This is a genomic window from Stenotrophomonas sp. JC08, assembly GCF_052180205.1.
GTDB lineage: Bacteria > Pseudomonadota > Gammaproteobacteria > Xanthomonadales > Xanthomonadaceae > Stenotrophomonas.
Genome location: NZ_CP197473.1, coordinates 1085445 through 1106009, shown reverse-complemented (window position 1 = coordinate 1106009; position 20565 = coordinate 1085445). Strand labels below are relative to the sequence as shown.

15 protein-coding genes are annotated in these 20565 nt (G+C 66.8%); 1 reads left to right on the top strand and 14 read right to left on the bottom strand.

The features are described 5' to 3' along the window. Nucleotides 1-147 precede the first annotated feature (147 nt). From glmM to trpB, 5 genes are all read right to left on the bottom strand, one after another. Nucleotides 148-1518: a phosphoglucosamine mutase gene (gene glmM / locus ACSBPQ_RS04950; RefSeq protein ID WP_442683941.1), complete on the bottom strand. Its 1371-nt coding sequence runs from the start codon at nucleotides 1516-1518 to the stop codon at nucleotides 148-150. Further along, nucleotides 1519-2406 carry an acetyl-CoA carboxylase, carboxyltransferase subunit beta gene (gene accD, locus ACSBPQ_RS04945; protein ID WP_442683940.1) on the bottom strand — a complete coding sequence of 296 codons (888 nt, stop codon included), beginning with the start codon at nucleotides 2404-2406 and terminating at the stop codon, nucleotides 1519-1521. 240 nt (nucleotides 2407-2646) lie between these two features. Then, nucleotides 2647-3456, bottom strand: a complete 810-nt coding sequence (trpA, locus tag ACSBPQ_RS04940; RefSeq protein WP_442683939.1) for a tryptophan synthase subunit alpha — start codon at nucleotides 3454-3456, stop codon at nucleotides 2647-2649. 1 nt (nucleotide 3457) lies between these two features. Then, nucleotides 3458-4093, bottom strand: a complete 636-nt coding sequence (locus tag ACSBPQ_RS04935; RefSeq protein WP_442683938.1) for a hypothetical protein — start codon at nucleotides 4091-4093, stop codon at nucleotides 3458-3460. Continuing rightward, nucleotides 4090-5307 carry a tryptophan synthase subunit beta gene (trpB, locus tag ACSBPQ_RS04930; RefSeq protein WP_442683937.1) on the bottom strand — a complete coding sequence of 406 codons (1218 nt, stop codon included), beginning with the start codon at nucleotides 5305-5307 and terminating at the stop codon, nucleotides 4090-4092. Before trpB ends, ACSBPQ_RS04935 begins: the two co-directional genes overlap by 4 nt. A 214-nt stretch (nucleotides 5308-5521) precedes the next feature. Here trpB and ACSBPQ_RS04925 point away from each other — a divergent pair, with 214 nt between their 5' ends. Continuing rightward, nucleotides 5522-6412: a LysR family transcriptional regulator gene (locus ACSBPQ_RS04925; protein WP_442683936.1), complete on the top strand. Its 891-nt coding sequence runs from the start codon at nucleotides 5522-5524 to the stop codon at nucleotides 6410-6412. Nucleotides 6413-6569: 157 nt separating this feature from the next. Here ACSBPQ_RS04925 and ACSBPQ_RS04920 read toward each other — a convergent pair whose 3' ends face one another. The 9 genes from ACSBPQ_RS04920 to ACSBPQ_RS04880 form a co-directional block, all read right to left on the bottom strand. Next, nucleotides 6570-7676 (bottom strand): toxic anion resistance protein, encoded by a 1107-nt coding sequence (locus ACSBPQ_RS04920; protein WP_442683935.1) that lies wholly within the window; start codon nucleotides 7674-7676, stop codon nucleotides 6570-6572. Between the two features lie 64 nt (nucleotides 7677-7740). After that, nucleotides 7741-8454: a hypothetical protein gene (locus ACSBPQ_RS04915; protein WP_442683934.1), complete on the bottom strand. Its 714-nt coding sequence runs from the start codon at nucleotides 8452-8454 to the stop codon at nucleotides 7741-7743. Next, entirely contained in the window at nucleotides 8447-13795 is a 5349-nt protein-coding gene (locus ACSBPQ_RS04910; protein ID WP_442683933.1) for a DNA repair ATPase, read from the bottom strand. The genes ACSBPQ_RS04915 and ACSBPQ_RS04910 overlap by 8 nt, the downstream gene beginning before the upstream one ends. A 131-nt stretch (nucleotides 13796-13926) precedes the next feature. After that, nucleotides 13927-15927: a hypothetical protein gene (locus ACSBPQ_RS04905; protein WP_442683932.1), complete on the bottom strand. Its 2001-nt coding sequence runs from the start codon at nucleotides 15925-15927 to the stop codon at nucleotides 13927-13929. Beyond that, nucleotides 15927-16610 (bottom strand): hypothetical protein, encoded by a 684-nt coding sequence (locus ACSBPQ_RS04900; protein ID WP_442683931.1) that lies wholly within the window; start codon nucleotides 16608-16610, stop codon nucleotides 15927-15929. The genes ACSBPQ_RS04905 and ACSBPQ_RS04900 overlap by 1 nt, the downstream gene beginning before the upstream one ends. Nucleotides 16611-16769: 159 nt before the next feature. Beyond that, nucleotides 16770-17435, bottom strand: coding sequence for a phosphoribosylanthranilate isomerase (locus ACSBPQ_RS04895; RefSeq protein ID WP_442683930.1), 666 nt, complete (start codon nucleotides 17433-17435; stop codon nucleotides 16770-16772). Further along, on the bottom strand, nucleotides 17432-18205 hold the full coding sequence (truA, locus tag ACSBPQ_RS04890) for a tRNA pseudouridine(38-40) synthase TruA (protein WP_442683929.1): 774 nt from the start codon (nucleotides 18203-18205) through the stop codon (nucleotides 17432-17434). Before truA ends, ACSBPQ_RS04895 begins: the two co-directional genes overlap by 4 nt. Before the next feature lie 43 nt (nucleotides 18206-18248). Next, the gene (locus ACSBPQ_RS04885) at nucleotides 18249-18608 is read right to left on the bottom strand and encodes a VOC family protein (RefSeq protein ID WP_442683928.1); all 360 of its coding nucleotides are present in this window, start codon (nucleotides 18606-18608) and stop codon (nucleotides 18249-18251) included. 13 nt (nucleotides 18609-18621) lie between these two features. Next, nucleotides 18622-20514, bottom strand: coding sequence for a FimV/HubP family polar landmark protein (locus tag ACSBPQ_RS04880; RefSeq protein ID WP_442683927.1), 1893 nt, complete (start codon nucleotides 20512-20514; stop codon nucleotides 18622-18624). Between the last annotated feature and the right edge of the window lie 51 nt (nucleotides 20515-20565).

Genomic DNA, 20565 nt, shown 5'->3' with positions numbered 1-20565 from the left:
CAGATCAGCCCCTGCATGCCGTCAGGTGCCGCCAATCCAGGCGTCCGGATGGCTGCCCGGCAAAAAAATACCGGGCAGAAGGTCACCCCTCTGCCCGGCCCTTTCCTCCCAGCCAGCACCGCTACGCCAGGCAGCGTGGATACGTGTTTACGCGGCGGCGGCTTCGACCGCTTCGGCCAGACGCCCAAGCGTGGCCTGCACCAGCGCGGCATCCCCGGCCTCCACCGTCACCCGGACTACCGGTTCGGTGCCGGAGGGACGCAGGAAGGCGCGACCACGTCCGGCCACCGCTTCCTGCGCGCCAGCCAGCGCCGCGACCACCGCCGCGGACTGGACCACATCCCTGGCCGACACTCCTGCGCCGATACGGACATTGACCGTCTGTTGCGGTACCCGGCTCAAGCCTTCCAGCGCCTGTTGCAGGGTGATGTCCCGGCGCTTGAGCACCTCCAGCACCTGCAATGCACTGATGATGCCGTCACCGGTCGTCGCCCGGTCCAGGCACAGCAGGTGGCCGGACGCCTCACCGCCGAGCACCCCGCCGTGTTCCAGCAAGGCCTTGTGCACGTAGCGGTCGCCGACATTGGCGCGTACGAAGCCGATACCGGCCTGCGACAGCGCCTGCTCGAAACCGAAGTTGGTCATCAACGTGCCCACGACCGGCCCGTGCAGCCGCCCGCTTTCCTTCCAGTCCATCGCCAGCAGGTACAGCAGGTCGTCACCGTCATGGATGCCACCATCGCTGTCGACGAACAGCAGCCGGTCACCATCACCATCGAAGGCGATACCCAGATGGGCGCCGGTATCGCGCACGCGCGCAACCAGCGCCTCGGGGTGGACCGAGCCAACGCCCGCATTGATGTTCACGCCATTGGGTTCGGCACCGATGGCATCGACACTGGCGCCCAGCTCACGCAGCACCAGCGGCGCCACCTGATAGGTCGCGCCATTGGCACAATCCACCACGATGCGCATGCCCTCCAGACCGAAGTCGCGCGGCACGGAATTCTTGCAGGCCTCCACATAGCGGCCGATGGCATCGCGCGTGCGCACGGTCTTGCCCAACCGCTCCGACGTTACCGTTGTGAAAGGCTGGTCAAGCGCAGCCTCGATCGACAGTTCAGTCGCATCGTCGAGCTTCTCGCCCTGTGCGGAAAAGAACTTGATGCCGTTGTCGTGGTGTGGATTGTGCGAGGCGGAGATGACGATGCCGCCATCGGCACGCAACGAGCGGGTCAGGTGTGCCACCGCCGGTGTCGGCATCGGCCCCATCAACTGCACATGCACACCGGCCGCGACCAGCCCGGCCTCCAGCGCCGCCTCGAACATGTAGTTCGAGATGCGGGTGTCCTTGCCGATCACCACCAGCGGCTTGCGGTCGCTGCCACGGGCACGAACCTCCTGTACCAGTGCCTGGCCATAGGCGTTGCCAAGACGCAGCACGAAATCGGCGGAAATCGCCCCTTCACCAACCCGACCACGGATGCCGTCGGTCCCGAAGTATTTGCGTGCGGACATTCAGGCGGCCACAGAGTCTTTTTCGGGCTGCTCCTGCAGCATCATCATCGCCATCAATGCGGCCAGGCGATCACGCATTTCACGGCGATCACAGATCTGGTCGATGGCACCATGTTCCAGCAGGAATTCCGAGCGCTGGAAGCCTTCGGGCAGCTTCTCGCGCACGGTCTGCTCGATCACGCGCGGGCCGGCAAAGCCGATCAGCGCCTGCGGTTCGGCGATGTTGATATCCCCCAGCATCGCGAACGAAGCCGACACGCCACCGGTAGTCGGGTGGGTCAGCACCGAGATGTACGGCAGGCCGGCGGCGCGCAACTTGCCCAGCGCCGCAGAGGTCTTGGCCATCTGCATCAGCGAGAACAGGCCCTCCTGCATGCGCGCGCCACCGCTGGCGGAGAAGCACACATACGGGCAACCGAGCTCCAACGCGGTTTCGGCCGCCAGCGAGAAACGCTCGCCCACCACCGAGCCCATGGAACCGCCCATGTAGGCGAAGTCGAACGAGGACGCCACCAGCGGCCGACCCTTCAGCAAGCCGCGCATGGCGATCAGCGCGTCGTACTCGCCGGTGCTCTTCTGGCTGGCCTTGATGCGATCGACGTATTTCTTCTGGTCCTTGAACTTGAGCACGTCGGTCGGCCCGAGGCGTGCGGCGATCTCGGCGGTACTGCCGGGGTCGAACAGCGCAGCCAGGCGCGCGCGCGCGCGGATCGCCATGTGGTGCCCGCACTTGGGACAGACCTCGAGATTCTCCTCCAGCTCCGGGCGGTACAGGGCCACGCCGCAACTGCTGCACTTTTCCCACAAGCCCTCGGGAACGCTGCGCTTCTTGGAGGGGGTGTTGTCGGTACGGATGCCGGACGGCATCAACTTGCTGAGCCAACTCATGCTGGATGACACTTCCGTTCAGGGCGACCCTGCGGCCGCGACAGACCGACAGTCTAGCGCGCGGTCGCAAACCGACGGTAGCGTACAGAAGCCGCCCCTACTTATTCCGCGGGGAAACACGGCGCCGGCGCTTAGGGCTCGGACCGAAAAGCGGCGGTCTATCGCCGCGCCAGCGGACAGATAGCGGAGGCGGCTACGCTGCCTGTGGCAAACCGCCGAAGCACGACGTGACACCCGGAATCAGGCATCCAATGCCTGTCGCAGCGGGATCAGGAACTCCGCCGCACGACGTGCGGCCTCTTCGGCCGATCCTGCGCCCGCCATCGTCGCCACCAGCGCGCTGCCGACCACGACGCCATCGGCATCAACCGCCATCGCCGCCGCACTGGCCGCATCCTTGATGCCGAAGCCGGCCACCACTGGCGTTTTCGTGCGGCTGCGCAGCAGGCGCAGGCGCTCGCCGGCAGCGGCGCTGTCCAACCGCTCCGACGCGCCAGTAACGCCGGCAAAGCTGACGTAATACAGATAGCCCTGCGCAGCCGCGCACAAGGTATCCATGCGCCCGGGGCTGCTGGTCGGTGAGGCCAGCAGCACCAGCGCCAGCCCTACGGCGTCGAACGCGGCGCGGATCTCATCGGCCTCTTCCGGCGGCAGGTCCACCAGCAGCACGCCATCCACACCGGCCGCGACCATCTCTTCGGCATAGCGGCTGGCGCCACGGATCTCGACCGGATTCAGGTAGCCCATCAACACCACCGGCGTCACCGCATCGGTCTGCCGGAACTGCGCCACCGTGTCCATTACGTACTGGCGGCCGGCGCCGCGGGCCAGCGCCAGCTCGGAGCTGCGCTGGATGGTGGGGCCATCGGCCATCGGGTCGGAGAACGGCACACCCAGCTCGATCACATCGGCACCGGCGTCCACCAGCGCGTGCATCACCGGCACGGTCGCCTCCAGCGACGGATCGCCGGCGGTGATGAAGGGGATCAGCGCCTTGCGGCCGGAGGCGCGCAGGCGGGCGAAGCATTCGTCGATTCGGGTCACAGCCATCTCAGGCACATCCTTCAATCAGTTCAACCGCGTCAGGCTGGCCCCAGTAGATGGAGGTGACCAGACCATTGAGTGTTTCCAGGCGCAAGGCCAGCTGGGTGGCCTTGTCGGCCCAGGTCAGGTAATCGCCGTCGGGCGACACATAGGCGTGCGGGCTGACCACCACGCCGGCAGGCAGGCGCTGCTTCGCCTCGGCTACGCCCATGCCCACCCACAGGCCAAACGGAATTGGCGGCGCGGCAGCCGGCGGCGCATCGACGCGCACGCTCAGGTCACCTTCGCCATGCACGTCGAAGCGTGCGATGCGCTCGCCGATCACCATCATCGACATGCCTTCCGGCAAGGTGCCACGGTCGTAATACTCGCAGTCGCCTTCCATCGCCTCGCGCATACCTGCCGATACGAAGGCGTCATCGCCCGGCCCCTTGCCGAACAACGCACCGATGCGCAGTTCGCCAACGGCGGCCAGTTGCGCGGCGGCAGCCGGCGAGGCCGGTTCCGCTACCGGTGCAGCTTCCGGCGATGTGGGCGGCGCGCTTGCTGGCAGTGGACGCACTTCCGGCTCCGGCGGCTTGCAGGCCAGCAGCGCCATGCCCAGGCAGGCCAGCGCGCCGCTGCGGATCAACTGCCGGCTCACAGCGACAAGCCTTCGCGCGCGGCGATGGTGTGCACGTCCTTGTCGCCACGACCGGACAGGTTGCACAACACCAGCGCGTCCTTCGGCAGCTCACGCGCCAGCTTGATCGCCTGCGCGACCGCATGGCTGGATTCCAGCGCCGGCAAGATGCCTTCGGTGCGGGTCAGGCGATGGAACGCGGCCAGGGCTTCCTCGTCAGTGATGCCGACGTACTGCGCGCGGCCGCTGTCGGACAGGAACGCGTGCTCCGGGCCGACACCGGGGTAATCCAGCCCGGCGGAGATCGAATGGGTTTCAGTGACCTGGCCGTCGTCATCGCACAGTACATAGGTGCGGTTGCCGTGCAGCACACCCGGCCGACCGGCCGAGATCGATGCGGCATGGCGGCCGGTATGGATACCGTCGCCGGCGGCCTCGGCACCGTAGATCTTCACCTCACGGTCGTTGAGAAAAGCATGGAACAGGCCGATGGCATTGGAGCCGCCGCCGACGCAGGCGGTGATCGCATCGGGCAGACGGCCGTAGTCCTCCAGCATCTGCGCCCGCGCCTCGCGGCCGACAATCGCGTTGAAGTCACGCACCATGCGCGGATACGGCTCAGGCCCGGCCACGGTGCCGATGATGTAGAAGGTGTCGCGCACGTTGGTCACCCAGTCGCGCATGGCCTCATTGAGCGCGTCCTTGAGGGTGGCCGAGCCGCTGTTGACCGGCACCACCGTCGCACCCAGCAGTTTCATCCGGTAGACGTTGATCTTCTGCCGCTCGATGTCGGTGGCGCCCATGTAGACCACGCACTCCAGGCCCAGCCGCGCGGCCACCGTGGCCGAGGCCACGCCGTGCTGGCCGGCGCCGGTCTCGGCGATGATGCGGGTCTTGCCCATGCGCGCGGCCAGCAGCGCCTGGCCGATGGTGTTGTTGATCTTGTGCGCGCCGGTGTGGTTCAGGTCCTCGCGCTTGAGCAGGATCTGCGCCCCGCCGACGTCGCGGCTCAGGCGCTCGGCGTGATAGATCGGGCTGGGACGGCCGACGTAGTGCTTCAGGTCCTTGTCGTAGGCGGCGATGAAAGCCGGATCAACCCGCGCCTGGTCGTAGGCGGCGGTCAATTCCTGCAGCGGCCCGACCAGCGTCTCGGCGACGAAACTGCCGCCATAACGGCCGAAGTGGCCACGGGCGTCCGGGAAGGCGTGGAAATCGTCGATCGGCGAGGCGGTCATGGCAATCACGGCAGCAATAAACAGGACTGCAATCTAGCGCAGCCAAGCTGACATGAATATCGATAATTCCTCGGCCATGTGTTAGAAAAACTCACATGAAAAAGCGACAGGACAGCTGTTTTCCACAGCGAAGCCGCCCTAAGGATGGCGCAGGGCCGGTTTTTGCTCATGCAAAACCGGCATTCCCGCCATCCATGGCGGTCAGATGTGCGCCATGAGCGACCATGCCCTGCCCTCACTCAACGCCCTGCGCGCTTTCGAGGCCGCCGCGCGGCTGCGCAGCGTCAGTCTGGCCGCCACCGAGCTGCACGTCACCCACGGTGCGGTCAGCCGCCAGTTACGACTGCTTGAGGAGAAGCTGGGATTGGCGCTGTTCGAACGCGATGGCCGCGGCATCCGCCCCAGCGCCGCCGGCCATCGCCTGCTGGAGGCCAGCTCGGCGGCATTCGCGCAGATCGGCAACTGCGTGGCGGCGCTGCGCCGGCCGCAGCGCGACGAGGCCTTCGTGCTCGGCTGCCCGGGCAGCATCCTCGCCCGCTGGATGATCCCGCGCCTGCACGACCTGCAGCGCGACCTGCCGCAGTTGACCCTGCACCTGGCGGCGCAGGAAGGCGATTTCGCTCCGCGCCTGGACGGCCTGGATGCCGCGCTGATGCTGGGACAGGCGCCGTGGCCGCCGGGCTGGCAGGTCCACACCCTGGCGCCGGAGCGGATCGGCCCGGTGTTCAGTCCAGCCATGCCCGGCGCGCAGCTGCTGGCACAGCAGCCGCCCGGCGCCCTGCACGAGCAGGCGCTGCTGCACACCCGCTCGCGCCCGCAGGCCTGGCCAACCTGGGCCACGCGCAACGGTATCGATCACCAGCGCCTGCACTACGGCACCGGTTTCGAGCATCTCTATTACCTGCTGGAAGCGGCTGTCGCCGGACTGGGAGTGGCCATCGCACCACAGCCACTGGTCGCCGGGGAACTTGCCAGCGGCCGCCTGATCGCGCCCTGGGGCTTTGTCGATACCGAAGGCTGCTGGGCGCTGTGCACGGCGGGGGGGCGCGAGGATCCGCGGACCGCCATGCTCGCCAACTGGCTGGAAAAGCAGCTGGCCCGGTAAGAGCGGCGCAAGCCGCGAAGCGGGTACAGCCCCAAAAGCCTGAAGCCTCCTCCCCTTTGCCGCGCAACAGGAAGGCGGCGAAGTCTCACTTCATTGATGCGCGCAGGGGCTGCAACAGACCGCAGCCCTCACTACCGGCAGGCTCCTGTTCTGCGGCTTACGCCGCGCCTGCCGGCCGGGTCGGCAGCGCCAACCGTTGCTGCACATCCTCGCGCAGGCGTGCAAGCTCCACCTCGGCCTGCTGCCGTTGCTGCATGCCTTCGCGGTGGATGGTGCGCACCTCCTCCACGGTAGCGATGAGCTGCTCGTGCACATGCCGCAAGGTCGCCACGTCGATCACCGCCCGCTGGTTGGCCTTGGCCGTTTCCACCGAGGTCTGCCGCATCAGGTCGGCATTGCGCCGCATCAGCTCGTTGGTGGCGTCGTCGATGGCGTTGGACAGGTCCACCGCGTTCTTCTGCTCGCCCAGTGACAGCTGGATGGCGAACTGGCGCTTCCACGAGGGAATGGTGATGTCGCGCACCGCATTGAACTTTTCAATCAGCTGGATGGCGTTGGCCTGGATCAGCCGGATCATCGGCAGCGACTGGTCGGCGGCATGCTGCATCACCGTCAGGTCGCCCACCCGTTTGTCGAGCAGGCGGATGGCGTTGTCGACCTCGCCGCGACGGATGCGCGACTGCGGGTCTTCGTGGCCGGCCAAGGCATGCAGCTCGGCGTTGAGTCCGGCCAGCCGCTGTTTGCCGGCGGCAATGTGCAGGCCCAGGCTCTGCCGCTCGTCACGGATGATGGCGTGCATGCGGTCGAACTCACCGACCCGCTGCCCCATCTGTGACTGCTGCTCACCCACGTCGCGCATCAGCTGCTCGATCTGCTGGTTGGTGTCGCTGAACTTCTGTACCAGCTCACCCTTGGACGCGCGCATGCGGTCGATCAGACCGCCGATGACCGGCACCTTGGAGCGCTCATGCAGGCTATCCAGCTTCAGCGAGCGGGCAATACGCACCACCTCGCCCAACTTGTCGCCGGACGCATCCAGGTCGCGGTTGCGCACGTGCTCGAGCAGCTGGCTGGAAAACGCCGCACTCTTGCCCGCCGCCTCGCGGCCGAACACGTGCAGGTTGCCCGGGCTGATGTCATCCAGTGTGCGCACGATCTGCGCGATCTGCGGGCGATCGGCCTCGGTCAGGCCCAGTGCCACCAGCGTGGTGGCGTCCACGTCCGCGGAGGGACCGGCCGGCAGTGGCAGGGTGTCCTGGGTCATCAGCTGTTCTCCTTGAGCAAGACGCGCGACACATCGCGCGAGCAGTCAGTTGCGGGGCGGTTATTCAACGCAGTCTAGCCTGCATGGCCATGACTTCATCGACAATGCGCGCCTGGGCTTCGGCCGCCTTGGCCAGTGCCGCGGGCATGCCTGCGGCGTGTTGCGCCAAGGTCTGTTGTCGCCACAGCGGCAGCAGCACGTCGCGGATGCGCTGGTAGCGTTCGATCAACTCCACGCCCTGGGCATGCAGCAGGCGCAGCTGACCGGCTTCGGTCTGCCGCAGCCGGGCCAGCCCGCGCAGGTGCTGCAGGCGCCGTTGCAGCGCGGCCTGCGATACGGGTTCCTTGGGCGCTGGCAGGGCCTCGCCGGCGGCAGCCCAGACATCGATTGCCGCCACCGCCGCTTCCACCCGCGCCAGTTGCTGCTGGTGCCGGTCGAGCTCCTGCTGCAATGCCTGCAAGCCGTCATCGGCGCGCAGCAGGCAGACATCCAGCTGTCCGGCCAGTTGTTCGGCCTGCACCTGCGCTTCGACATCACGGCCCAGCAGCCGCCCCCACAAACCCACCGAGCGCCGGATCCGGCGGCCATCATGGGCCTGCATGGCCTGACGGACGTTGTCCATTTCCGCCACCAGCACGGCGGCCGCCCCCGTCTTGGCAGGCGCGCCGATCAAGCGCTCCACCGCAGCCAGCAGCTCACCGCCATAGCCGGCCACCGCCAGCGGATCAGTGGTCTGCAAGGCCGGATGCGGCGGCGTGGGCAGCAGTAGATCAGGCATCGCCCGGCGTGTCCTTGCCGTGGCTGCCCTGCTGGCCGGGCACCACGACGCTGCCGCCGTAGAAGTGGCGCATCAACGCTTCATCCAGCGCTTTTTCTTCGGGTGTCCGCGCCCGTCGCACACGCGGTGCGGACTTGGTCGTGCCGCCCTCCTTCGACAACCATTCATGCAGCTGCGCCACCAATGCGGACAACGCATCACCGACCTGCCCTTGCTGCTGCTGGGCGGCGACCAGTGCCTGCAGCAACGGAGCCAGATCCTGCGCCGGCGTTGTGGGCGGAGGTACGGCCGCCTGCATCACCGCCGCGGGGCGCTCGGCCACCGCCTGCAGCAAGGCGAGGATCTGCTCCCATGGTGCTTCCACTGCTGGCGTGGTTGCCGCCACCTGCTCCGGCTCATTGTTGCGCAACCCCTGCAGGCCGCTGGCGATATCGGCCAACTGCGCCACCACGCGCGCGCCGGTATCGGCATCGTCGCCGCCCATCGCCTTGTCACGCATGAAGTCGCGCTTGATCTGCTCCCAGCGCGCCAGCTGCTGCGCATCGAGCACACCCCGCAGCTCGCCCAGTTTGAGCAGGTTTTCTTCCGAGCCACTGGTCAGCAGCTGCGACTCGCCCAGGTAGTGATCGGCGATCAGCTGCTGCAGCTCGGCGGCATTCATCACCGGCGAGATCTTCTCCGACAGCTTGTTCATGTTGCGGTAGCTGCCCTGCAGGCGGAACGGTGGCTCGACGCGGTATTTGTCGGCCTGGGCGGCACTGGCGATGTATTGCTGGTTGACCCGGTAAACCACCTCACGCACCTGCATCAGCCGCTGCAGGGTGGCGACGATCTCGTTGATCTCCGCGCCGCTGTAGGCATGGCTGAGCGCGTTGGTGGACACCTCCTTGCCATTGGCCTTGTCGACCAGCAGGTAGAGATCGTCCAGGTCGCGGGTGGCCATTGGCGCCAGCACCTGGCTGGAGGTCAGGCTGTTCTCGATATAGCTGAGCTTGAACGCGTCTTCCATGCCACCCAGCACATCGCCGAGGTTGTAGATGTCAGCACGGTTGGCCAGCATGTCCGGCACCTTGAACACCTCGCCGGACTCGGTATACGGATTGCCGGCCATCACCACACAGAACTTCTTGCCGCGCAGGTCATAGGTCTTGGTGCGGCCCTTCCACACGCCTTCGATACGGCGGGTGCCATCGCACAGGGAAATGAACTTCTGCAGGAATTCCGGATGGGTGTGCTGGATGTCGTCGACATACAGCATGGTGTTGTTGCCCATCTCCAGCGCCAGGTTGAGCTTGTGCAGCTCCTGCCGTGAGGTGGCGTCCGGCGCCTGCTCCGGATCCAGCGAACGCACCTCGTGGCCCAGCGCCGGGCCATTGATCTTCATGAAAACCAGGCCCAGGCGGTTGGCCACGTACTCCATCAGGGTGGTTTTGCCGTAGCCGGGCGGGCTGATCATCATCAGCAGGCCCATCAGGTCGCTGCGCTTGTTCTCGCCCACCGTGCCCATCTGCTTGGCAAGGTTGTCACCGATGATCGGCAGGTAGACGTCGTTGATCAGCTTGTTGCGGACGAAGGAACTCAATGGCCGCGCCTGGAACTCACCCAGCCGCAGCGCCTCACGCTCGCGCGCACTGATGCGCTGGCGCAGCGCCTGGTACTGCTCGAAGCCCGGCTGGAACTGGCGCCGGTGGGATTGCCAACGCTGCAGGAAGTCATCGACCGCCAACTGCAGATGGCCCTGGCTGATGCGGGCATGCTCGCCCAGCAGGCCGGCAACGTCGGCAATCAAGGTCACCTCGCGCACCTGGCTGCGCAGATCGCGTTCGCCCAGCAGCATGGCCGCGGCTTCCGGCACATAGCCGGTCATCGCTGCGTACTTGCCCTGCCCGCACATCGCCTGCAACCACTGCACCGCCTGCGCCCACTGCAACGCCAGGCGCTTGGACAACCGCTGCAGACTGCGATCGAAGGCATCGGCCTGGCCAGCCGCCTGCAACTGCTCGCGCAAGCCAGTCAACAGCTGCCGCGCATAGCCACTGAAGGCGAAGGTCGGCTCACCATTGGCCAGCTCGGCCAGCAGGTACTCCGCCGCCAGCGCCGGCATGCCGCTGTCGAACGGCAGCGCGTGCACCTGCTGGAATTCGGCCAGCGCCAACGCGATCTCACCGCGCAAGGCCTCCAGCCCATCCCGCACATTGAACAGCTGGGCGATGGCAAACGCACCGGCGGCGCGCTCCACCCACTGGCTGACATTCTCGTGCTTGCCTTCGCGCGCCCAGAACAACAACGCCAGGGCACGCGGCGCTGCCGCATGTACCAGCGAACCGGCGGCCTGGTACAGCGGCAACACCGCCTGCAGGATCAGGCTGGCATCGTGGTCGTGGATGCCCTTTTCATAACCTTCGCGATAGCGCGGCGCGGCGAAGTCGCGTACCCGCCTGGCCAGCGCTTCGGGCTGCGCGGCCTCGCGCAGCAGCAGTTCGATGCTCAGGCCATCGCGGTTGTTGATGGCTGCATCCAGAAGCAGGCCGGCCAGGTACTCGCCGCGGTACAGCGATGGCGATTCCGAATCCAGCGTCACCGGCCAATACGCACGCAGCGCTTCGAGTTCCGGATCGACGATGGTTTCGTAGTAGTCGGTGCCGGTGAGGTGCACGGCCAGGCCGTCGCCGCGCGGCAGGATGGTCAGGTCCAGCGGCTGGGTGTTGACGCTGAAGCGGTGCCGGCCCAGACGGATGACATTGCCGCCGCCCTCGAACAGATCGCTGCGGTCACGCAGCGCCCGCACCGCCTGGTCACGCACGCCCTTCAGCCGTGCTTCCACGTCATCGGCCTTGACGCTGTCCCTGTACTCGCGCAGGCGCTCGGCCAGCTCGCGCAGTTTCAGGATCAGCGGATCGCCGGCGAAGAACGCATTGAGCTCGTCAACCGTGGTGAAACGCTCGGTGCGCTTGGCCAGGCCGTCGAGGATGCGGTTGGCCGCATCCAGCACCGATTGCGCCTTGCGCTGGCGGGCATCCAGCAGGGTCTGCTTGTGCGACTCGAAGGTGTCCAGCAACTCCTCGCGCTTGCTGAGGATGTCACCCAGGAACTGCTCGTGCTCGCCAAACTGGCTCTCCAGCTCTTCCAGCTGCACCATCAGGCGCGACAGTTGTTCGTCGGCGCGTTCCGGATCCGTGGCCAGTCCCAGTGCGCTGGTGATGGCCTGGCTGAACAAGGAAAACTGCGCGCCAAACTGGGCCACGGCCTCGGCCGAGCCCAGCGAACGGCGACGCTGGTCGGCGCGTGCACGCGCCTGGTTGAGCTTGGCGTAGATGCCGGAGATGGCTTCCACCACGCGCGTACGCTGCGCGGCATCGTCGACCTTCAGGCCGGCCATCAGCTCGGACAGCATGTCCAGCTCGGCCGACATCGCCTGCATCTGCGCAATCTGTTCGGACAGCTGCCTGGCGGTCTGCGCCGCCTGCGCGGTGGCATCCAGCTCCTGCAGACGCTCGTTGAACGGCTGCAGGGCCTTGTCGCCACCCAGGAACTCGTCCGCCGCCGCACCCACGTGGTCATGTGCCTCCTGCAACGAGGCATTCATCGCATCGATGGTGGCAACATCCACATAACGGAAGTCGCGCACGGTCAGCAGCCGTCCGCGCAGCTTGCCGATCTCGCCAAGGCTGTCAACGAACTCGCCGATCTTCGACCAGTTCTGCGGCTGCAGGCGGCCGAGCAGGGTCCTGTGCTGGCTGGTGACCTCGGCCATCGCCTGCGCCGACTGCTTGCGGATGCTCTCGACCTTCTCGTACTCGTCGAGCATCGACTCGCCGGTCGCGCTGATCTCGCGCAGCAGCGTGGCGGCGCCGTCGCAGTGGGCGTCGTCCAGCCAATGATGGGCATCGAACAGGCGGCGCGCGTTGTGGGTCAGCAGCTCGTAACGTGCCAGCGACACTTCGCGACTGTCGATCTCGCGCCCCAAGTCCAGCAGGTTGGAGATGCCACGCACCAGTTCGGCATTGCCGATGCGGGCCATGAAACTGGTGCCGGCCTGGCGGTGGGCAGCGAACTCGTCGCTGCTGAACGGGGTCTGCCAGACCTGCATCGGATGGATGCGGGTGGGCTCCCCGTTCTCGGCATTGAACAGCACCATGCGGCCATCGCGCAGGAAGGCGTAGCCCAGCCCGAACACCGGGTTCTGCAGCGCCCGCTGGATGCTGTTGTAGACGAACAGCGCCGACTTGCCGGCCTCGCGCTCGTAAAAGATGTACAGCATGTCCTCGCCGTTGGGCGAGCGGACCGAGCGCTTGTACTTCATGCCCTGCATCGAGGCGTCGAACGCCTTGTGCTCGCCACTTTGCAGGTAGTAGCCGCCGGGGAAGATGATGCCGTGATCATCGGGCAGCTGCACGCAGGCCTGGACGATGGCGTCGTTGCGCACCACCTTGCCGGTCAGCGTGTTGTAGATCAGGCCGCGCCAGCTGTCCTCGCGGTAGGGCTGCACCTTGAGCAGGATCAGCGAGCCGACCCGGGCGAAATCGATGGTGGCATCGTCCACCGATTGCGTGCTGTCCTCGACCGGCTCGCTGTACACGCCCTGCCCGGTCTCGGTGTTGTTCTCCACCTTGATGGTGAGATTGCCACCGGTGGTCTCTACGAAGATGGTGTCGAGCAGGTTCAGGTGCGGGAAGCGGCCGCTGACCAGCATGTCGCGCCCGGCGCGCATCCACTCGAAATCAAACGGGGCCGGCAAGGCGATGTCGCGCTCGCCGCGTGCGTCGATATAGGTCAACTCACCGCTGCTGGCCATGGCCCAGCGGAACACGCGCACATCGCTGCTGCGCTCGCCGATCTGGAACGCGGCCAGCAGCTTGCCGTCGCGCACGATCAGCTGCAGCAGGCGCGCGTGCTTGTAATAGGCGTACAGCTCGGAAAAATCGTGGACGAAGCCCGGCTGCGCCAGGAAACTGGTCTTCAGGTCCACCGGGGTGACGTCGTAGCCTTCGGCGCCCTCCACCATGCGGTAGAGCCCGAACACATCCTCCACCCGGGTCTGCGTCTTCAGGCCGATGAAAACGTTGTAGCCGAACAGCAGCAGGTCATCGCCGACCTGGACGATGTCGCGGCCCACGCAATTGTTCTCGGTGCGGATGCGGAAGCGTTCGATCACCTCCATGCGGCTGTCACCGAACTCCTGCAGGCGGCGCTGGTTCATCGCCTCCACCACCTGCCGCAGGCGCGCGCCCTGGTCGCTCAGGCGCTTGCGCAGCACCTCGTAGGCACCGCCCTGTGCCACCGCCTGGTCGGCGATGGACGCGCTGTCCAGCGGGCTTGCGCCCTCGTTGCTATCAGCCATCGATTGTTCCCTGCCATGGCCCCCACCCGGCCGGTGGCGGAGCGGGCGCCATCATCCACGCGGGTCGCCGCTGCCAGACAGTGGCGACCCCGGTTGCACACCCGCGCGCCAGCGCACGGGTGCATGCACACTCAGCCTGCGTCGCTTGCCGCTGCGGCGTCATCGGCCAGCCGCTTGGCCGGCTTGCCGCGTGCGGCCATGTCCACGCCCAGGTAGCGCTGCATCAGGTCCTGCACGATCGGGCTCTTGTCGGTGAGGCCTTCGATCGAGCGGCCCAGCGACATCGCCTTGACCAGGTTCTCGAACATGCCGCCGTCGCCGCCCACCATGTCGATGTCGGCATTGCGCAACGCGCTGGCGATGACCTCGGCGTTCTCCTTGGAGATCTCCTTGCCGGCTTCCAGCGTGGCCAGAGCCTGCTTGAGACCGGTATCCAACGTCATGCGGAACTCTTCATGACCGCGCGCGGTATCGCCCAGCGAATCGATCGCCTGGAACTTGCGGGTCAGACCGTCGGCTTCGGCAAACAGCTTCTTCTCGATCACCGAGGCTTCGGCAACGCCCAGCGTTTCGGCGGCGGTGGCCTTGGCACGGCCCATCTGTTCCTCGCCCTGCGCGCGTGCGGCCAGCTGCTCGGCCAGCACCTTGGCTTCGGCGGTGCCCTGCTTGAGGTTGGCGTCGGCCATCGCATCGACCACGCGGGCCTCGGCGATGCCGACCTTCTCGATCACCAGCGCACCGGCCTCCTTAACCTGCGCGTCGGCCAGACCCGGCGCCGCACGTTCGGCACGGATGCCCTCGGCCAGGGCCTTCTTGGCTTCGGCCTGCTTGCCGGCCGCATCGAACTCGGCCTGCGCCAGCGTGGTGATCTCCACCGCCTTGTGCTTGGCGGCGGCTTCGGCGGCCTCGGCCTCCTTGACCTGCTTGAGCAGCGCCTCCTGCGCCTCGGCCTCGGCCTCGAGGATGGCCACCTGCTTCAGGCGATCGGCCTCGGACACCTGTCGCACTTCCTTGATGCGCTCTTCCTCCTGCGCCACGGTCTTGTCGATGGAGATGCGTTCGCGGGTGATGTTGGCCACGTCCATCTTGCCCTGCTCGACCACCTTGTCACGCTCCACGCCCTGCAGCTGCACCTCGCGGTCGGTGGTGACCTGCTCCAACTGGCGCGCGCGGGCGACGCGCTCGACCTCGATGGCCACGGCACGCTGGCGGTTCTGCTCGGCCACTTCCACTTCGCGCAGGCGGTTCTGGTCACGGATGTCGATCAGCTGCTGCGCCTCGATGCGGGCGTTCTCGGACAGCTGGCGCTGCTCTTCCTGCACCTTGAGGGTCTCGGCTTCCTCGCGGGCGCGGATGGTTTCCACCTCGCGCTTCTGCCGCGCTTCAGCCTCGGCCTGCTGGCGCTCCAGCGCCAGCGTGGCTTCCTTGGCCTCGACGTTCTTCTTGGTGATGGCCAGACGCTCGTTCTGCGCCAGCTCGTTGGTGATCACGTTTTGCGCAGCGGTCAGCTCGGTGATCTTGCGGATGCCTTCGGCGTCGAGGATGTTGCTGGGATCCAGCAGATTCTTCGGCGTCTGTTCCAGGTAATCGATGGCCACGTCTTCCAGCGCATAGCCGTTGAGGTCGTTGCCGATCACCGCGATGATCTCGTCACGGAACTCCTGGCGCTTCTCGAACAACTGGGTGAAGTCGAACTTCTTGCCCACCGTCTTCAGCGCTTCGGAGAACTTGGCGTTGAACAGCTCATCCACCGCGTGCTTGTCCGAGGCCCGATCCGCGCCGATGGCCTTGGCCACGCGCAGCACGTCGGCCTGGGTCTCGTTGACGCGCAGGTAGAAGGCCACGGTGATGTCCGCGCGCATGTTGTCGCGGCAGATCAGGCCTTCCTTGCCACGGCGGTCCACCTGCAGCGTGATCAGGCTGATGCGCATGTGCTCGGCGCGGTACAGCACCGGGATGATCAGCGCACCGGTGAAATGCACCTTCGGCGTGGAGCTCATGTCGTTGACGATCAGGGCGGTGCCCTGGTCGACCTTCTTGTAGAACGCTTTGAACAGGCCTGCAAGCCCGAGGAAAAACACCAGCAGGATGCCTACGCCAATAATGAACGGGGCCAGCGCAGCTTGACTCATCAGTGCTTCTCCTTGCCAACTGATACTTGGGAAATGGGAATGTCCAACGTGGGCAGGTCGGCTTCGCCAACCACCAGGTAATGATTGTGTTGCGGCAGGTAGCGGACCAGGCGCACGCGCTCACCGCGCTCGAAACGGCTGCCAGGTTGCGCACGCACCTGCAGGATCAGGCCGGCCCCGCCATCATCGATGCTGGCGTAGCCATGCCCGGCGGTGACTTCGGGCGAGGACACCTGTCCGACTTTGCCGAGGATGTTTTCCTGGGGCACCGCGCGCAGCTTCATGAGGAAACGGCGGATCGGCCGCAGCACCCAGGACGAGACGATCGCCCCCGGAATCAGCGCGGCAAACGCCACGCCGGTACCGATGCCCCAGCGCAGCAGGGCCGGCAGTGGCTGCAGGAAGAACAGCTGCACCAGGTAGGTGATCGACCAGCCGAAGAACGCAAGCAGCAACACCACCAGCATGGTCGGCGCGCCGCCAAGGCCCATGCGCGCGAACATGCCCGCCAGACCACTGGCGCCATCAGCGCCACTATGGAAATCGGCACCGTCACCGCTGCCAATGCCGCCCTCGTCGATGATGCCGGTGGCGGCAAGCATCCAGTAGATGACCGCAAAGCACAGCACAACGCTGTACGGCAGTGTCGGATAGGACAGCGCTACTTCCAGAAATTCCGCCATGCACCCCGTTCCCTGTGGTCCCCGGCGGATTGCGGCGTTCACCTCCGCGTCGCTGCATCCCGCGCAGCTGCACCTCCACCTTCGTCCGCATCATACGGGATAGCCCCTGCGGACGGATGCCAAAACGGCCACATAATCGGTGGGTGCAGCAGAGCCCGCTCAGGCTGCCGGCTCAACCTCGGCAACATCGGCACGACGCACTTCCTCGACAAAGCGGCGCATCCTGTCGCCATCCTTCAGGCCCGGCGCCGATTCGATGCCGCTGGAGACATCCACGCCCCACGGGCGGGTGGCGATGACCGCCTCGTGCACGTTCTCCGGCCGGATGCCGCCGGCCAGCAGATAAGGCCGCTGCATACCCGGCGGAATCTGCGACCAGTCGAATGCCACGCCGGTACCACCACTGCCGCCGGCCGAGTGGCTGTCGAACAGGAAGCCGGCCGCGTGCGGATACAGCTGCTGCAGTCCACGCGCACTGACCTCGGCATCGCCCCCCATCGCAATCGCCTTCAGGTATGGCAGGTTGAAGCTGCGGCAGAAGCCGTCATCCTCGTCGCCATGGAACTGCAACACGGTGGGCCGCACCGCACGCAGCACCTCGCGCACTTCTTCGCGGCCATTGTTCTGGAACAGCGCCACCACATCGACCAGTGGCGCGATCGCCTGGCGCATCGCCCGCGCTTCGGACGGCGCCACCCGGCGGCGGCTCTCCCTGGCGAAAATGAAGCCGACCGCGTCCACGCCCAGCTCGCTGGCCAGGCGGATATCGCCGGCACGGGTCATACCGCAGAACTTGATGCGGGTACGGAACAGCGTACGGCTCACAGCGTCACCTCGTCCGGCAATTTCCACTGTGCAGGATACAGCGGGCCGACGAACACCAGACCTTGCGGCGGCGCGGTCGGCCCGGCCTGGTTGCGGTCGCGCCCTGCCAGCACCTCGCCGATCCAGCTTTCCGGTTTCTCGCCGGCCCCGACCATCAGCAGCGAGCCGACGATGTTGCGCACCATGTGGTGCAGGAACGCATTGGCCTGCACATTGATTTCCACCAGCTCGCCATGACGGTGGACCGAGATCGCCTGCAGCTCACGGCGGGCATGCAGGGCCTGGCATTGCGCGCTGCGGAACGCGCCGAAGTCGTTCTCGCCCAGCAGCGCCTGCGCGGCGCGGTGCATGGCCGGTGTATCCAGCGGGCGCCGCTCCCAGCCCAGCGTCTGCCGGTACAGCGCCGGGCGGATCTGCCGGTTCATCAACCGGTAGCGGTAGCGCCGCGCCTGGGCCGAAAAACGCGCACTGAACTGTTCATCGACCGGCACACACCAGCGCACGCAGACCGAAGGTGGCAGGCGCGTGGTGGTCCCCAGGACCCAGCCGCGCGGCGTGCGCTCGACCTCGCTGTCAAAGTGCACCACCTGGCATTCGCCGTGCACGCCGGCATCGGTACGGCCGGCACAGACCACATGGACCGGCGCATTGGCCACCGATGACAGCGCGTCCTGCAACGTCGCCTGCACACTGGCGCAGCCGTGCTCACCGAGCTGCTGCCAGCCCTTGAATTCGCTGCCGTCGTATTCCACGCCCAGCGCATAACGCATCGTCAAACCTCTTGGAATTTCGCTGGCGCGGCGGATGCCGTGCTCAGTCGCTGTCGCTGTCGGACCACACCGCCAGCTCGTTGCCACCGGGTTCGATGAACTGGAAGCGGCGGCCACCCGGGAACACGAACACCGGCTTCACCACCTCGCCGCCATGCGTCTGCACCGCCGCCTGCAGTGGTGCCAGCTGCGCCGCATACAGCACCACCAGCGGCGCACCTGCAATTGAGGTCACGGGGGTGCCGCGGAAGAAACCGCCCTGCAGCTGACCGTCATCAAAGGCGGTGTAGTCCGGGCCATAGTCTTCGAAGCGCCAGCCGAACACCTGCTCGAAGAAGCGGCGACTGGCTGCCGGATCGGATGAAGCGAACTCCACGTAGTCGATACCGCGCTCGCGCTTCATCCCGGCCCCTCTTTCATCCCATCCGCCCGAGCAGCTCCAGCGCCTCGGCGCGGGCCTGCTGGTCGCTGCCCAGCGCCACTTCACTGAGCAGGGTGCGCGCGGTTTCGGCATCACCCAGATCCAGGTAGGCGATGGCCAGCTCCAGCCGCTCGCGGCCCGCCGGCGCCGGATTCAGCGGCATCACCGCAGCCATGTCATCGGCCAGCCAGGCGCTTTCCTGCCGGGCCACCGGCTCAGCACCAAACGTCGGCTCCTGCCGCTGCACGGTGTCCGCACGCGGCTGCGAGGCCTCGAACAGCAGTACCGGCTTGTCCGCCACGGGGGCCGGCACGGGATCAGGGTCGACCGCGGCGGCCGCACGCAACCATGCCGGCATCGGCTCTTCATAGGTGGCCGGTGACGGGTCGAAGTCGTCCTCCGCCGCCTGGGCCGTGACATCGGCCTCCTCCGGCAGCGCTTCATCGGCCGGCATTGCCTCATCGTCGACCGCCTCATCGACAGCCGCCGTCCCCATCGCCGGCATCGCCGCCGCCAGGCCTTCCGGGCCGAAGCCGCGACCGGGCGCAGGCGGCAACGGCTTGCGCCGCCGCGACAGCCACCAGCCGATCGCTCCCAGTACCAGCAATGCCAGTCCCAGCCACAGCCAGCCGAACGAGGCACCGTCATCACGCTTGCCGGCTTCGGCCAGGCGTTGCTGGGCCGCGGCCAGATCCGAATCCTTCATCGCGATCAGGGACTGCTGCTGTTGTTGCAGCTTTTCCAGCTCCCCGACGCGCTCACGCAGTTCCTGCAGCTCCGCATCACGCGTGGCCAGGTCTTCCCGCGCCTGCCGCAGTTGTTCGTTTGCCAACATGTCGCCCTCGCCACCGGCATCGAGTCCGGTTGTCATTCCTGCAGTCTGCTCTCCGCCCGCCACTGCCGGAGCGATTTCCAGCCGCGCCCCCGTGGGGGCAGCGGTGCCTGCCGATGGTGAAGAAACCGGGCGTTCCCCGGCATCGGCCACCGCCGGCTGCGGTATCGCCGCACGCGCCTGTCGCCACTGCGCAGTCTGCTCACGCACGATCGCGCGCGCCTGCGCCACATCCACCTGCGCCAGTTCTTCCTGCCCCGGATTACGCAGTACCGCGCCCTGCTTGAGCAGATTGATGTTGCCGCGGATGAACGCCTCCGGGTTGGCGCGCAGCAACGCCACCATCGCCTGGTTCATTGAAACGCCGCTCTCGCGCGACAGCTCACGGGCGATGTGCGACAGGGTCTGCCCGCGCTGCACCGGCGCCAGCTGGCCGGGTGTCCGGGCTGGCGGCGCCTGGACCACTGGTGCGGGTGCGGGTGCGGGCGTTGCCGATGCAGGCACAGCTGCCGGTTCCGGTGCCGCCGGCGGCGGGACCGGCGAGGGTGTTTCCGGAAACGGTTCCGGGTCGCGGGTGATCAGGTTGGACAATGCGCCCGCCGGTGCGTCGATCACCGGCTCGGCCACCGCCGTGGCGGTCTGCGGCGCGGCCACCAGCGCCGAATACTCGCGCACCAGCCGGCCCTGCCCCCAGTCCACTTCGATCAGGAAACCCAGCGAAGCCACGTCCACCGGGGTGGCGCTGCTCACGCGGATAACCGAACGGCCCTCACGATCCTGTGCGAACTGGAACTGCAGCTCGCTGACCAGGCCCTGCGGCGGTGCCAGCCCGACCCGCTCGAAGGTGGCCGGCGATGCCAACCCGACGCTGGCACTCTGCAGCTCGCCCGGATCGCTGGAAATGACCGGAATTTCGGCCAGAAAGGGCTGCCCGGGCTTGGACAGCACGCGGATATCGCCCAACCCCAGGGCCATCGCCGCGCTGCTGAACAGCGCCAGGATCAGAACCAGCGCGCCTTGTATCGAGCGCATGGCGCTCCTGCCCCTATTTGTCATGGCGGCCAATATAACGGCTCACCCGGCTTTCGAATACCGCGCACGCACAGT

What these genes read in the sequence shown, in the direction of transcription:
- glmM (WP_442683941.1), bottom strand. Translation starts at nt 1,518, where the DNA reads ATGTCCGCACGCAAATACTTCGGGACCGACGGCATCCGTGGTCGGGTT.
- accD (WP_442683940.1), bottom strand. Translation starts at nt 2,406, where the DNA reads ATGAGTTGGCTCAGCAAGTTGATGCCGTCCGGCATCCGTACCGACAAC.
- trpA (WP_442683939.1), bottom strand. Translation starts at nt 3,456, where the DNA reads ATGGCTGTGACCCGAATCGACGAATGCTTCGCCCGCCTGCGCGCCTCC.
- trpB (WP_442683937.1), bottom strand. Translation starts at nt 5,307, where the DNA reads ATGACCGCCTCGCCGATCGACGATTTCCACGCCTTCCCGGACGCCCGT.
- ACSBPQ_RS04925 (WP_442683936.1), top strand. Translation starts at nt 5,522, where the DNA reads ATGAGCGACCATGCCCTGCCCTCACTCAACGCCCTGCGCGCTTTCGAG.
- ACSBPQ_RS04920 (WP_442683935.1), bottom strand. Translation starts at nt 7,676, where the DNA reads ATGACCCAGGACACCCTGCCACTGCCGGCCGGTCCCTCCGCGGACGTG.
- ACSBPQ_RS04915 (WP_442683934.1), bottom strand. Translation starts at nt 8,454, where the DNA reads ATGCCTGATCTACTGCTGCCCACGCCGCCGCATCCGGCCTTGCAGACC.
- ACSBPQ_RS04910 (WP_442683933.1), bottom strand. Translation starts at nt 13,795, where the DNA reads ATGGCTGATAGCAACGAGGGCGCAAGCCCGCTGGACAGCGCGTCCATC.
- ACSBPQ_RS04905 (WP_442683932.1), bottom strand. Translation starts at nt 15,927, where the DNA reads ATGAGTCAAGCTGCGCTGGCCCCGTTCATTATTGGCGTAGGCATCCTG.
- ACSBPQ_RS04900 (WP_442683931.1), bottom strand. Translation starts at nt 16,610, where the DNA reads ATGGCGGAATTTCTGGAAGTAGCGCTGTCCTATCCGACACTGCCGTAC.
- truA (WP_442683929.1), bottom strand. Translation starts at nt 18,205, where the DNA reads ATGCGTTATGCGCTGGGCGTGGAATACGACGGCAGCGAATTCAAGGGC.
- ACSBPQ_RS04885 (WP_442683928.1), bottom strand. Translation starts at nt 18,608, where the DNA reads ATGAAGCGCGAGCGCGGTATCGACTACGTGGAGTTCGCTTCATCCGAT.
- ACSBPQ_RS04880 (WP_442683927.1), bottom strand. Translation starts at nt 20,514, where the DNA reads ATGACAAATAGGGGCAGGAGCGCCATGCGCTCGATACAAGGCGCGCTG.